General features: G+C 68.2%; 13 protein-coding genes and 1 pseudogene. 7 read left to right on the top strand and 7 right to left on the bottom strand.

The window, feature by feature from the left end:
• Positions 1-20: 20 nt before the first annotated feature.
• From BACI71_RS10440 to BACI71_RS10430, 3 genes and pseudogenes are all read left to right on the top strand, one after another.
• Positions 21-185 (top strand): annotated as a pseudogene (locus BACI71_RS10440) (transposase); the annotation flags it as partial.
• Positions 186-294: 109 nt separating this feature from the next.
• Positions 295-753, top strand: a complete 459-nt coding sequence (locus tag BACI71_RS10435; RefSeq protein ID WP_443018505.1) for an RICIN domain-containing protein — start codon at positions 295-297, stop codon at positions 751-753.
• Positions 735-1,328: a hypothetical protein gene (locus BACI71_RS10430; RefSeq protein WP_159758370.1), complete on the top strand. Its 594-nt coding sequence runs from the start codon at positions 735-737 to the stop codon at positions 1,326-1,328. Before BACI71_RS10435 ends, BACI71_RS10430 begins: the two co-directional genes overlap by 19 nt.
• A 64-nt stretch (positions 1,329-1,392) precedes the next feature.
• Here BACI71_RS10430 and BACI71_RS10425 read toward each other — a convergent pair whose 3' ends face one another.
• From BACI71_RS10425 to BACI71_RS10415, 3 genes are all read right to left on the bottom strand, one after another.
• Complete coding sequence (locus tag BACI71_RS10425; protein WP_159758368.1) at positions 1,393-1,941, bottom strand: RES family NAD+ phosphorylase; 549 nt, start codon at positions 1,939-1,941, stop codon at positions 1,393-1,395.
• Positions 1,942-1,950: 9 nt separating this feature from the next.
• The gene (locus BACI71_RS10420) at positions 1,951-2,538 is read right to left on the bottom strand and encodes a hypothetical protein (protein ID WP_201297353.1); all 588 of its coding nucleotides are present in this window, start codon (positions 2,536-2,538) and stop codon (positions 1,951-1,953) included.
• 210 nt (positions 2,539-2,748) lie between these two features.
• A complete protein-coding gene (locus BACI71_RS10415; RefSeq protein WP_159758366.1) occupies positions 2,749-3,681 on the bottom strand; it encodes a hypothetical protein in 933 nt (310 codons plus the stop codon).
• Between the two features lie 389 nt (positions 3,682-4,070).
• Between BACI71_RS10415 and BACI71_RS10410 the strand changes: the two genes are divergently transcribed.
• From BACI71_RS10410 to BACI71_RS10400, 3 genes are read left to right on the top strand one after another with little or no spacing between them, the layout of a single operon-like run.
• Positions 4,071-6,899 (top strand): TonB-dependent receptor, encoded by a 2,829-nt coding sequence (locus tag BACI71_RS10410; protein ID WP_159758364.1) that lies wholly within the window; start codon positions 4,071-4,073, stop codon positions 6,897-6,899.
• Positions 6,896-7,915 (top strand): phytase, encoded by a 1,020-nt coding sequence (locus BACI71_RS10405; protein WP_201297352.1) that lies wholly within the window; start codon positions 6,896-6,898, stop codon positions 7,913-7,915. Before BACI71_RS10410 ends, BACI71_RS10405 begins: the two co-directional genes overlap by 4 nt.
• A 42-nt stretch (positions 7,916-7,957) precedes the next feature.
• A complete protein-coding gene (locus tag BACI71_RS10400) occupies positions 7,958-9,115 on the top strand; it encodes a hypothetical protein (RefSeq protein ID WP_159758362.1) in 1,158 nt (385 codons plus the stop codon).
• Between the two features lie 66 nt (positions 9,116-9,181).
• Here BACI71_RS10400 and BACI71_RS10395 read toward each other — a convergent pair whose 3' ends face one another.
• The 3 genes from BACI71_RS10395 to parA all read right to left on the bottom strand — a co-directional run bounded on the left by BACI71_RS10395 (position 9,182) and on the right by parA (position 10,882).
• On the bottom strand, positions 9,182-9,589 hold the full coding sequence (locus BACI71_RS10395; protein ID WP_236552941.1) for a nuclear transport factor 2 family protein: 408 nt from the start codon (positions 9,587-9,589) through the stop codon (positions 9,182-9,184).
• Between the two features lie 325 nt (positions 9,590-9,914).
• Positions 9,915-10,229, bottom strand: a complete 315-nt coding sequence (locus BACI71_RS10390; protein ID WP_159758359.1) for a ribbon-helix-helix domain-containing protein — start codon at positions 10,227-10,229, stop codon at positions 9,915-9,917.
• Entirely contained in the window at positions 10,226-10,882 is a 657-nt protein-coding gene (gene parA, locus BACI71_RS10385) for a ParA family partition ATPase (RefSeq protein ID WP_159758357.1), read from the bottom strand. The genes BACI71_RS10390 and parA overlap by 4 nt, the downstream gene beginning before the upstream one ends.
• Positions 10,883-11,046: 164 nt before the next feature.
• Between parA and BACI71_RS10380 the strand changes: the two genes are divergently transcribed.
• The gene (locus tag BACI71_RS10380) at positions 11,047-12,345 is read left to right on the top strand and encodes an O-antigen ligase family protein (protein ID WP_159758355.1); all 1,299 of its coding nucleotides are present in this window, start codon (positions 11,047-11,049) and stop codon (positions 12,343-12,345) included.
• Here the strand turns inward: BACI71_RS10380 and repC are convergent.
• Entirely contained in the window at positions 12,325-13,569 is a 1,245-nt protein-coding gene (gene repC, locus BACI71_RS10375) for a plasmid replication protein RepC (protein WP_159758353.1), read from the bottom strand. The two genes, BACI71_RS10380 and repC, sit on opposite strands and share 21 nt — an antisense overlap.
• Between the last annotated feature and the right edge of the window lie 137 nt (positions 13,570-13,706).

The raw sequence follows: 13,706 nt of genomic DNA, 5'->3' as shown, positions 1-13,706 counted from the left end.
GCCTTCGTGAGGAGACGGATGTGAAGAAGAGCAGGTTCAGCGAGGAGCAGATCATCGCGGTGCTGCGCGAGCAGGACAGCGGGATGAAGACCGCCGACGTGTGCCGGAAACACGGGATCAGCAGCGCCACGCTGTACGCCTGGAAGGCGAAATACGGCGGCATGGACGTGTCGCAGGCGCGCAAGNGCCTATCTTTATCTCGGCGATCGCTGGGGCCCGGCGACCAGCCAGCAGCCCAATGATTCCACCTATGTCTGGTTGCCGATCACCTTCCCCACCAGCACCTCGCTGGGGATGCCGACATCGTCGCAGATCACGCTGGACGCAGCCGCCGGCACGATCGCCAATGGCTATAGCGGGACGACGCTCGCCACCGTCAAGGCCGGGTCGAGCGGGCTGTGCCTGAACGTCGCCAATCAGGCGCGCAGCTACGAAAGCGGCATCATCCAGTGGGATTGCGGCGCCTTCACCAACGAACAGGTCGAACGTCGCACCGTGGGCGACTATACGCAGTTCGTGTTCCAGCAAAGCGGGCTGTGTCTGGCCGAGGGCACCGATGGCAGCAGCGTGGTCCAGACGACCTGCGGGATCGGCAACCGCTCGCAATGGACGGTGTCGGGGTCGCAGATCGTCAACCGCGCGAGCGGCCTGTGCCTGAACGTCTCGGGCGACGCGCGGACCCGTGGCGGCAAGATCATCGATTACACGTGCAGCGCCACCGCGCCGAACGACAAATGGTCGTTCGTGTCGTGACGCGCGGGCTCATCGTGGGGCCGGCCCGCGCCACCGTGGTGCTGACCCTGCTCGCCCTCGGCGGCGCAGCCCTCCTGCTGCGCCCCGATCGCGCGACGACCGACCGCCGCGATGTGACCGTGATCGCGGGGAGCGACGCGGTCGCGACGACACGGGTGGCAGGAAGCGTAGCCGCACCGGCACCCGCCATCGCCCCGGTCGCGGCGCAGCGCCCGCGCCCGACGGTCGCGACCGCGGCGCTGGTCCATGCCACGGCCGACACACGGGTGATGGATCAGGCGGCGGCGGTACAACCGCGCGACCCGCGCGGTGCGGCGATCGAGCGGCGGGTCGAAACCACGTTCCGCGCGCAGGCTGCGATCGCGGATGCGCGCGATGTCGTCGTCACCTGCACCGTCACCCTCTGCGAAGTCGCGGGGAGGACGGGCGCCGATCCGGCGACGGCACGATCGGCGCTGCGCAGTGGCCGGCTCCTCGAGGCGATGGCGGCGCTCGGCTATTCGTCCGGACCCGACGAAGCGGCGGCGAGCAACGACGGCACCGCGTTCGTCATGTACCTCAATCGCGAAATCTGACGCGGCCGTCCGGGAGGTCGGTGGATAGTCGCCCCCCTGCCGCAATGCACCGGGCGACGACCGCTCACGGATCGACATACGTCTTCCCGAACCGCGCGGCGAGCGCCTGCGCTTCCTCGGGCATCAGCGCGGCGGTGCTGCGGATCGCCACCGCGTCGCGCGCGCGGTCGAACAGCGCCACACACCGCCGGTCGTTGAACCGCGAGGTGTAGAGGATGCCGTCCGCACTGCTCCCCGCGTGGATCTCCGCACCGATCGCCTGCGTGCGGCGATAGTCGCTGCCGTGCAGGTCGGTGAACGACAGCCCGTGCGCCGACACCCCCGCGTCGACCAGCGGATATAACCGCAACGCCCGCCGCGCGACCAGCTCGCTGCGCGCGCGCACGGCGACGTCGCTCGACAGCACGTCGGTGACGGTCGGCACGCGCACCAGGGTCTCGCCGAACGCGGTCTCGAGATCGAGCGCGAGATACAGCAGCTTATACCCGCCGGCCGGATCGTCGTAGCGTTGCAGCGGGGTCGCGCCGCTCGGGCCGAAGAACAACGGCGACAGCGTCTTGCGATGGATGCGGTGGAACACCGCGCCCTCGCGCAGCCGGCGTAGCCGCAGCATCGCTCGAAATCAGGCCGCCCAGCCCGCCGCCAGCGCCGCCAGCCGCGCGCGCATGTCGGCATCGGTCCCGCCCGCCAGCAAGGCGAACACCGACGCGGGCGCGTCGCCGAACCCGTCGAGCGGCGCGGCGAGCAATTGCAACTGCCCCCACGGGTGCATGTCGCCGAGTGCGTCGAGGATCGGCTTGAGCCCGGCAAGCGTCGCGCCGTCGCGGAACTGCGCGGCCGGATAACGGATCTCATTGCCATAAGGCACGCCCAGAATCTGCCGCCGTTGCCGCTGCTTGTCGATCGCGGCGGGGGTGACGCCGAGCAGCTCGGCGACCTCGCCGCGATCGTACATGCCCCCGACCCGCGCGGCCAGCTCGGCGCGGAACCCGGCGGTGCGCGCGCGCGCGGCGCGTTCGGCGGCGAGCCGTTCGGGCGGCGGCGGAGCGAGGTCGCGCGGCGCGATCGCCAGCGCCTCGCGCGGGTCCTGCGCGCCGACGATCGCGGCCAGCGTCTCCTCGCTGGCGCTGTCGAGCGCACGCGCGACCGCGTCGGTCAGCGCCTGCATCGCGCGGCGGCGCAGCGTGTCGGGGGCGGCGAGCGCTGTCATCAGCCTGTCCTTTCTGTCCGCAATATAGCGCAGCAGGACGCGCTGGACAAGATCGGGCGACATGCCCGGTGCGCGCTGCCGCAGTATCACCCGGTGCGGCAGAATAGCCGTGACCGCGCCACCCGGTGCCCCGACCCAACGACGCGGTCGGCACGAAGACGCGTCCGGATCGCGCGTGTGCCATTTTCGCCCGGAAGCGCAAACGACCGGCTATCGAGTCCCCCCGGACGCCTTGTCGAACGTCGTGATCGGATCGACCCCTTGCGCGTTTTCGGAGAGTTTCAGGTTCACCTCCTGGAGCCTCGCCTGCAATGCGTCGACATTCGCCTGCACGCTGCTGGCATCCAGCTGCTGCTTCTCGAGCCTGTTCTTCAGCACCAGTTGATCGGCAATCTGATCCTTCAACGCCACGGCCTTCGCACGCAGATTGATGCCGCGTACGATCGCATCCGCCCCCTCCTTGTTCAAGGCCGCGTTGAGCAGCAATTGGACGCCGCGCTCGAACGAGCAGGATTGATGATATTCATTGGCGAGCAGGATCATCTCGTCGGCCGTATATTCCGCAATGTTCTGCCGCGACTTTGCGCGCAGGTCGATCAACGCTTCCTTCCGCGCCGCGTCCATCACCAAAGTAATCGCCGGGATGATCTGGTTCTGGTAGATGTTGGCATTGATGTTCGACCGGGTCGCGGTCGAGAGCCCTGCCACACCGGACAGGATCGACTTGGCCAGATCGCCACCCACGATCGTGCTGGCGGCGCTGAATCCCGCGGACATGAAGTCGAAAGCCGCGTCGAGTGTCGCGCGATTCGCGTAAAGGCGCCCCTTTTCGAGCTGGCAGGCGAAATTCGCTTGATTGAGAAGGACGCTTTGCAGGCGGTTCCGCGCGTCCTGCCGCTGTTGCTCCAAGAACCTGTCCGACGTCGCCATATCGTAAGCCGTATCCGGATCGGACGTGGCAAAACGGTAGCAATCGAGATCGATCGACTGCTGCTTGTCACCGCCATACTGACTCGTCAAAGCACAGCCACTGGCCCCTGCTGGTGCAGCTTCTTGTGTCGTGCGCTGCGTCGTCTTCGATACCGGCAGGGGTTTTTGCAGCGAGGAGCGGGTCGTCACGCTGGCGGGATCAATCCGCGCCATGCGTCCGGTTCGAACACATCCGGATAGCAAAACGCCACCCGCAACGGCGAAAAGCAAAGCTTTTCTCATGCCCAACTCCCCCCATTTGCTAACCGTCGATCAATCCATAACTAAAACCGTGTTGATCCTTACTTACAATTATCGACCGGTGTTCGGCAGTCAATGTCGTTTTTTTATAATCAACTGGTCGTAATCCATTTGGATTAGGCACTTACGGCGCGCTTCCACCACGGTGTACACTTTACGCGCTGTGCCCCGGCCGCCACAGCCACACCGCTGTCATCTATAAGTAACCGAAACTCCGTCGTTCCGTCACGTAACGCCGCCATGCGCACCCCCATCACTGCTCGGCGGCCAACGCCGGCACCACAGCGCCCAGGGGGAGCCACATGCTCGTCACTCACTCCGGCGTCCGCGCGTTCGCGGGCGTCTCGCTCATCGCCCTTGCCGTCGCCGCGCAACCCGCGGCCGCAGCCGACAACATTGCGCCAGACGCCGCGCCCGCCGGCACCGTCGCCGCGGTCGCGGGGCCGAGCGTGTCGGGGCACGTCTATGACGCGACCGGCGCGGCGCTGCCCGGCGCGCGGATCGTCGTCGAGGGCACCGGCGCGCAGGCGACCACCGACCTGCAGGGCGGGTTCACGATCGCCACCCCCGATGCGGCGAGCGCAGTGACGCTGCTGATCGACTATCTCGGCCGCCCGCAGGCGACGCAGGGCGTCACCGCCGCAGAGCGCGCACGCGACGTCGAGATCGTGCTCCCCGCCGCAGGCCAGAACAGCGGCGACATCGTCGTGCGCGGCGCGTCGCTGTTCGACAATACCGCGCGCGCGCTCAACCAGCAGCGCACCGCCAACAACACGATCACCGTCATCTCGGCGGACGCGATCGGGCGCTTCCCCGATCCGAACATCGCCGAGGCGCTGCAACGCGCGCCGGGCGTCGGGATCGAGCGCGATCAGGGCGAGGGCCGCTACATCAACGTGCGTGGCGCGCCCAGCGAATGGTCGGCGATCTCGGTCGACGGCATCCAGATCCCGTCGGTCGATCCGACGACGCGCGCGGTCGATCTCGATACGCTGCCGTCGGACATCGTCGCCAACATCGAAGTCACCAAGTCGCTGCTGCCCCATCAGGATGCGGATTCGATCGCGGGCGCGGTCAACATCACCACGCGCTCGGCGTTCGATCGCAAGGGCTTCGCGCTGACCGGGATGGCGGGCGCGAGCTACAACCAGTTCGGCAAGGGCAATGATTACCGCGCCTCGGGATCGGTCGGCGACCGCTTCGGCGCCGATCGCCAGTTCGGCGTGTTACTGTCGGGCAGCTATTCGCGCACCGACCGCCAGCCCGACAATGTCGAGAACAGCTGGACCCCGACCAGCGCCGGGCTGCGCGTCACCGAGACCTTGTTCAAGGATTACGTCACAAAGCGCGAGCGGATCGCGGGCACCGCGGCGCTGGAATGGCGCCCGACCGATGCGACGCGCACGTGGGTGCGCGGCACTTATGCGCGGTTCGAGGACAACGAATATCGCGACCGCATCGGCATCACCTGGAACGCCGATCAGGCCGCGCCGGTCGCCGGATCGACCGACACCGCCGCGACGTGGACGAGGACGCGGATCGAAAAGGCGTTGCGCCACCGCACGCAGGTGAACGAGATCAAGACCGTCACCGGCGGCATCGAACAGCAACTGGGTGACGGGCAGGTGCGCGCCGATGTCGCGTATAGCGAGACGTCGCAGACCTATCCGCGCCGCGACGAGCTGGTGTTCCGCTCGACGCTGCGCCCGACGCTGTCGTATGATGTCGGGCGCGACACCGATCTGCCCAGCTATTCGCTGTTCACCTCGAACGAGCATCTGCAGCTCGATCGCTACGGGTTCCGCGAGAACAGCTATCGCAGCAACACGACGAAGAACGACGAGTTCACCGCGCAGATCCGCATGGACATTCCGCAGCCGCTGGGCAGCGGCACCGCGACGCTGTCGACCGGTGGCAAGTTCCGCGCGCGCAATATCCGCGCCGACGAGGAACGGCTGCGCGATCAGCGCACGTCCGCCGCGCCGACGCAGACGCTCGCCGGATTGTTGTCCGACGAGGATTCGCGCAACTTCGACTATGCGCTCGGCGACCGTTTCAACACCGGGCTGGTCGACAGCTATTTCGACGCCACCAAAAGCGCGGCACAGCGCCGCCTGCCGCAGTCGGTAAGCGCCGATTACCGCGCGACCGAAAAGCTGCTTGGCCTGTTCGGGATGGGGACGTTCGAATTCGGCGACACGACGCTGATCGCCGGCTTGCGCGTCGAGGCGACGTCGTTCCGCAGCGAGGCGCCGACCGTATCGAGCAAGGGCGTGATCGGCAGTGCGCGCGGCGACACCAGCTACACCGATTTCTTCCCCAGTCTGACGCTGCGTCAGGCGTTCACGCCGAACCTGATCGGGCGTGTCGCGCTGACGCGCGCGATCAACCGCCCGAACTTCCCGCAGATCGCGCCGCGCGTGCTGGAGACGAGCGAGGGCAACACGGTGCGCGTCGAATTCGGCAACCCGGATTTGCGCCCGACGCTGGCGAACAATGTCGATGCCGGTATCGAATATTACATCCGGCCGCTCGGGGTGATCGCGGTCAACGCCTTCTACAAGGACCTGAGCGACTATCGCTACAACGTCACCGGCTTCGGCACCTATAACGGTGTCGCGGGCGCGGTGCTCAGCCGTCCGGTCAACGCGCGTCAGGGCAAGCTCTACGGCGTCGAGGTCAATTGGCAGCAGCAATTGTCGTTCCTGCCCGGCGCGCTGGGCGGGTTCGGGGTGTTCGCCAATTACACCTATACCGCCGGCGACGCGCGCTTCGACACCGCGTTCGGCGGGCGCACGCGCTTCCGCCTGCCCGGCCAGTCGACGCATATGTGGAACGCCAGCCTGTTCTACGAACGCGGCCCGGTGAACCTGCGCGTCGCGTACACCAAGCGCAGCGATTACCTCGACGAGATCAACGCCGACCTCCCCGCGCTCGACCTCTATTGGGAGGGCCGCGGGCAGCTCGACGCGACCGGCAGCGTCCAGCTTTCCAGGGAGATCAACCTGTTCGTCGAGGGCAAGAACCTCACCAATTCGGCCGGCGTGCGCTATTACGGCGAGCGCCAGCGCGTCTACGAATATGAGAAGTTCGGTTACACGATCTTCGGCGGCGTGCGGGTGAAGCTGTGAGGCGCGCGCTTCCCGTCGCGCTGCTGCTGTCGGCGTGCGCGACGGCGACGCCGGTGCCGGATGTCGTGCCGACCGTCGCCGCGCACGCGGAGACCGATCCGGTCGACACCGCCGCGGATGCCGCGGACGATCCCGCGATCTGGCGCGACCCGCGCGATCCCGCCAAGAGCCTCGTGATCGGCACCGACAAGCAGGCGGGCATCCACGTCTACGACCTGAAGGGCAAACGCCGGTCGTTCACCGCGGCGGCGCGGCTCAACAACGTCGACCTGCGCGATCTCGGCACGCGCGTGATCGTCGCCGCGAGCGATCGTGCCGACAAGGCGCACGGGCATGTCGCGCTGTTCACGCTCGACACCGCGCGCGCCACCTTGCTGCCACTCGGCCGCTATCCGTCCGGCGCGGGCGAGGCGTACGGCATGTGCCTGTGGCAGCGCGCGACGGACGGCGCGCTGTTCGGGTTCGTGGTGATGAAGGACGGGCGCATCGATCAGGTCGCGATCGACCTCGCCGCCGCGACCCCGCGCGTCACGACCGTCAGGTCGATGAAGCTCGGAACACAGGCCGAGGGCTGCGTCGCCGACGACCGCACCGGGCAATTGTACGTCGCGGAGGAAGACGTCGGCATCTGGCGCTTCGCCGCCGATCCGGCCGCGCCGGTCACCGCCACGCCGGTCGCCAAGGTCGATGGCAAGACGCTGGTCGCGGACGCCGAAGGGCTCGCGCTCGCGCCGCGTGGACGGAACGGCGGATTTCTCGTCGTTTCCAGTCAGGGCGACAACAAATACACGCTCTACCGACTACCGGACGTCACATTCGCGGGGTATTTTCGCATCGGTGGTGGCACCATCGACGGCACAAGCGATACCGACGGCATCGAACTGGCGCTCGGCGACTTCGGCCCCGACTATCCCGCCGGGCTGTTCGTCGCGCAGGACGGCGACAACACGCCGGACACGCAGAACTTCAAATACATCAGCTGGGCGGAGGTGCTGAAGGCGCTGAAACGGCGGTAAACCGCGCTTGACACGCGACGGACGGCGGGTGAGCCTCCCGTCATGACCGGTCCGCTGCTGCTTCTGCTGGCGCAAGTCGCCGCTTCCTCCCCCGGCGACGTGATCGTCGTCGGCCACCGCGCGGAAAAGGAGCTGGCGGCCTGCCTCGCGCGGAATTGCCCGCCCGCGCAGGAGGTTGAGGCATCGTTGCAGGCATCGGTCGAGCAATTCGCCGACGGCCGCTACCCCGACGCGCGCCGCACGCTGCAACGCGCGATCGATCGCAACAAGCGCTATGCCAGCACGCTGCCGGGACCGGTGTCGAGCCTGTACGCGACGCTGGCGACCGTCGCCGAACATGAGGGCGACGCGCAGCTGTGGAGGACGGCGTCACGCAACAACCTGCTGACATTGCGCGAACAACTCGGCGCGAACAACGTCGCGACGATGCGCGAGGAACTGCAATTCGCCGATGACATGGTCAGTCAGGGGACGTGGCGGCTCGGCGACGACACCTATGCCAAGGTCCAGCGCCGCGCCGCCGCGGGCGGCCGCAACGACATCGCCGCGGCCGCAGCGTTCCGGCGCGCGTGGCTGGCGCTGGCGCTCACCCGCACGCACGACGCCGAGCGGTTCGCCGACGAGGCCGTGACGCTGGCGGGCCCCGGCGACGCGACGATGGCGCAATTGCGCGACATCGTGCGGACGCGGATCGCGATCCGCAAGGGCGACGACGGCGCGGTCGACGCGCTTGCCGCCCGGATCCGCCAGACGGGTGAAGGCCGGCCGACGTTGCTCTACGCGCCGCCGGTAGAAGACATCAATCCGCCTCCGCAGCTCGTCGACAACGGGACGCAGCGCGACCGCGGGATCCGGTTCGCCGACGTCGGTTACTGGATCCGCCCCGACGGCACGGTCGTTGATGCGGAGCTGCTGCGCACCAACGGCCTCGGGCAATGGTCGCCGGTGATCCTCAAGCACGTCCGCGCGCGCCGCTACGTCCCGCCGCGACTCGGCGATGGGCAGCCCGGTCTGTACCGGATCGACCGCTTCACGGTGCGCGGCACCCGCGACACGCCGACCGGCACGCGCATTGCGCAGCGGATGGGGCAATTGTCGGTGCACATCATCGACCTGACCGAGACCGAGGCGATGAGCGAGGCGCAGCGCGGGCGGATCGCGCTTGGAGTTCCGACCGCGCCACCGACCGGGGTGAACTGAGCGATTGCCCGGGGGCGCCCTCCCTTTGCCTGTCAGGCCTGCGAACGTACCGGCGGTCGCGTGGCGTCAGACGACCGCCTGCGCGACCGCGTGGCTGTCCTCGAACATGCGGAACCGGACGATCGCGCCGTCCTCGACGATGAAGTCGAACGCGAATTCGGTTTCGATCAGCTTGCCGGTTTCGCGGACGCGCGAGGCGAGTTCGCCCAATACGACGACGCGGTTCCCGTTCGTCAGAAGGTCCGACACCGCGAACCGCTCGGAGACGATGAGCGTTCCGATCTGGCGGTAGAAGTCGGCGGCACCGGCGCGACCGGTCTTGCGGCCGATCCACGGAACGCGATCGACTGCACCGGCGACGTACCAGTCGACGTCATCGCTCACCAGCTCGGCAATGCGCTCGGGCGGATCGCCCGATCCCATCCGGCGAAACAATTCCTCGATCGTCGCTTGCGGCGAAAGCGGCATGGTCATCCTGTCGCTAGGGTGTGTGACGCCGAATGCTAGGTCGCGCGCCGCCCACCGATCAACGAAGTTCTTCGGTGGCCCGCGTGATGAAAAACTTGGTTTGCCCGTCGTCATCCCGGACGTGATCCGGGGCCCCGCTTCATACCCCGGTCGCGACGCAGCGGGCCGGACGGACATCGAGAAGCTACGCCCTCAGGCGAAGTCGCCGAGCTCCTCGGCTTCCTCGTCGGGCAGATCGGCGGGCGCGTCGTCGTCGGCGGGAAGATCATCGGGGTCGGTCATCGTCATGCTCCGGTTGCTCGCGCGATCAACGCCCCTGCCCGCTGCGCGTTCAGTCGCCGATCGGGCTTTCGCCGTGCTTGCGCAGCACGTCGTTGAACGCCTCGGCCATCAGCGCCTGCAGGCTGCGCCCTTGCCGGCGCGCGAGCATGTGCATCGCCAGCGACATGTCGGGCGAGAAGAAGCCCGCGATCTGCTTGCGGCCCTCGCGGCTGACCGGGCGCGTCGAAACACTGGGCTCGGGCGGCGGTGCGACAACGGGTGCCGGGGCGGGCGTGGCCACGGCCCTGACCCGCGGTGTCGGGGCGGCGGCCGGCGCGGGCGTCGCGGTGCCGCGCAGATTGGCGAAACTGGGCTTGCGGCTCATGCGGCGACCTTCTTCCGGAAACGGGGGGCGGGCATGTCGAGCTGTCGACACACCCATTTGTACAGATCGCGCACGTCCTGCGCGGCACGGCCGTTCGGCTCGGCTTCCATGACGGTGCGCCCCTCCGCGCTGGCGTGGCGGAAGGCGGCGCGATCGGGGAGCAGCACCGGGCACGCCGGGGTGCCATAGCTTTCGACCAGCTCGCCCGCCTCGGCATAGACGCGCGGCGCGTTCGGGCTGCCGGCGCTGAACACGACGAACGCGGGCTTGCGGAGCAATTGCACCAGCTTGGCGCTGGTCTGGATCGCAGCAAGGTCGAAGGCGCTGGGGCGGCACGGGATCAGCACCAGATCGGCGACCTCGACCGCGGCGCGTGCCGCGCTGTCCGCATGCGGCGGCGTGTCGATGACGATCACCTGCGCGCCCTGCTCGCCGGCCTGCGCGACCTTGGCGGCGAGCCGCGGCGGCGGACTATCGATCACCTCGGGCGGTGCATCCTGCCGCCATGCGGCCCATTGGCTGGCGGTGGCCTGTGGGTCGGTATCGATGATGAGCGACACCGCGCCCGCATCCTGCGCCGCGGCGGCGAGGTGCAGCGCGAGCGTCGTCTTCCCCGCCCCGCCCTTCTGGCTGATGATCGCAATCGTCGGCATGGCACTATCCCTACATGTCGCGGTGTCGACATGGCAACATGAATGCGCGTCGACAATGACGATTTCGCGGCACGGCTGACGACCGATTAACCATTCGCCAAGTCCGGGACGCTACAGCGAGCGTGAGGCGGCTCGCGGTCGGGCGGCGACGATATGGCAGGCGCATGACCCAGGCGGCGACGATCAATGCGACGATGACCCGCTGGACGCTCTATGACTGGCTCGGGATCGGACTGGGCGTCGTGATGCCGGTGCTCGCCGCCCTGCTCTATCCGACCTACATCCATTGCGTCGATCCGGGCTGGGCGGAATGGACGCGGCTGCTCGAGATGCCGTTCGTCGTCGCCGAGCTGGTCGCGATCCAGATCGCGGTGCGCCGCGGCTATCGCGACGCGCCCGTGTGGCGGGGGCTGCCGGGCGACGCGAAGCTGGCATTCGGGTTGCTCGCGGTCGGCCTGACGGTCAGCAGCGTGTTCCGCTCGCAGCACCCGTTCGACTCCGTGCTGCTGTCGCTGATCACGCTCGTCCATTTGCGCTTCTGCGCGGCGATCCACTTTCTCGCGCGCGCCGCACCGGTGGCCGACATCGGCGCGCTGTTCCGCTGGCTGACGCTCGGACTGGGCGCGTTGACGGTGCTGACGGTGTGGCGGTTCCAGCTTCCACCGCCCGTGGCCGATGTGCCGGGCGGGGTGATCGAATGGGGCTCGGCGCTGCCCGGCTTCATCAACGTCCGGCATTTCGGGTCGTGGACCGGCGCGATCGCAGCCGGGCTGATGCTCGCGCTGCTTTACGGCGAAGAGGAGAAGGATCAGCACGCGACCGCGCTCGCCTATCTATTCGCCGTCGGGCTGACCTGCTGGTCGGGCACGCGCGCGGCGCTGCTGGCGATGGCGGTGGTCGCCGTGGTTGCCCTCGTGAGCCTGCGCCGCTTGCCGACCCGCACGCGACTGGTGCAGGTCGCCGCGCTGAGCGCGCTGGCGCTGGGGCTCGCGCTAACGTTACTGCCCGCCGATCCCGCCTTCCATCTCTATGTCACCAGTGATGCCCAAAGTGCCGATGCGGCGACTGGCGGGCGGCTCGCCTTGTGGCACGCCACCTTCGCGCGCTGGCTCGACGCGCCGCTGTTCGGCTGGGGATCGGGCTCGACCTTCTGGGAGGTCTATGTCGGCTGGACGCACACCCAGCCGCACAACGTCGTGCTGCAATGCCTGATCTCGTGGGGCATTGTCGGCGCCGCGGGCGGGTTGTGGCTGCTGGCGCGCGCGATCGTCGCGACGCACCGCACGGGTATGGACGACCCGCGGCTGCAGCCGCTGACCGGGATGCTATATTCGCTGCTGTTCATGAGCCTGCTGGAAGGCATGCTCCATTACCCGCGCTTCATCATGATGATCGCGCTCGGCTTTGCGGTGCTGTTCGCGGCGCGGGAGCGGCATGGTCCGTCACTGCATCGCCTCGCCTAAGCCGCGAAACCCCCACAGGCTCTTGCCCAGATCGAGCTGGTCGACGCGCGCCTTGGCCAGCATGCCCGCGAAATAGGCGCCGGTGGTGACGCGGATGTCGCCGCGTGCCTGCCGTTCGGCGGTGATGAACATCGCGATCGCCGCACCGTCACGCCCGAGCTGTTCGACCGCATCGACCCAGGTGCCGGTGCGGACGCCGAGATCGTGGCGAAGCCGCGCCGCGGCGGCGTGGAGATCCGGCCAACCAGGCCGCGCTGTCGCGACGTACATCGCCGCGCTCGGGAACATCACGAGCAGATCGGCGGGCCGCGCCTTGAAGACGCTTCCCGACGGCGACGCCGGAAGCGACGGGGCGGTCCGATCGAGCGGAGTCAGCATAGAACTACCGTCCTGATCGCCTTCTACAGAAGTTGCAAAGGGGGGGTTGGTTTGTATTTGTATAACGGGTGCCGATTTTGACCCCGACCCGTCATTTCCTGTAGAAAACATATGCGCGTCGATCGTCTCCCCGACCTGTTGCTCAACCGCTGGCAAGCGATCGAGCGCAACCTGATAGGCCGCGCTGTCGCGCGCGTGGCGAGCCGCCGCGGCCTGTTCGGCGATCGCGTCGATCGCGTCCTGCAACGCCAGCCAGTGCGCGCCGGTCAGGCGCAGATCGGCGGCCTGCGCGAGCACCTGCCCGACCAGCCGCCGCACCCGCGCGATTGCCAGCCGGCCTTCCTTGAACAGCCGTGACTGCGCGGTCTGCGCCTCGGCAAGCGCGGCGAGCTCGGCGAAGCGGATCCGGAGCGGCGACAGGTCGAGGCCATAGGCCGATGTGATCGTCCCCGCGGCGTCGCGGCGCCCGGTGCGGCGGCCGTGTGCGCTGTCGTGCGCGGCGACCAGCCCGAGCGCGCGCAACTGGCGCAGCCGCGCCTTGATCGCGCTTTCGGTAACCCCGGCGCGCTCGGCGAGCGTGTAATTGCTCGGCCAGGCGAGCGGGGTGCGCCCGTCCTGCCAGTCGTCGGGGCGGGTGAAGCCGATCAGATGCTTGAGCGTCTCGAGCGCCGGCGTCCCCAGCCCCAGTGCGACCTTGGCGCCGTCGAGCACCGGATAGAGCCGGTTGCGCTCGACCGCGCCGGCGGCGGGCGCGCGCGCTTCCAGATCGCGCACCAGCCGGCGCGACCACGCGGTGATCGGCCGCGCTCCCGTGGCCCCGGTAAAGGCCGTCTGGGTACAGGTCATCGTTCGTCCCCCACAAAAGGGGCCGTCAGCAGGCAAAAACAAACCGTGGCGCGAAGCGCGCTCCCTTGAACCGGAGTTCGTAAACCGCTAGATGGAAGGTCGTTCGTTAGGACCTGTCAGCGTTTGGCGACGCTGCC

This window comes from Sphingomonas sp. 8AM, assembly GCF_902506455.1.
In the GTDB taxonomy this organism is placed as follows: Bacteria; Pseudomonadota; Alphaproteobacteria; order Sphingomonadales; family Sphingomonadaceae; genus Sphingomonas.
Note: the sequence above shows the minus strand (reverse complement) of the source record. Positions and strands in the feature narration are given on the sequence as shown.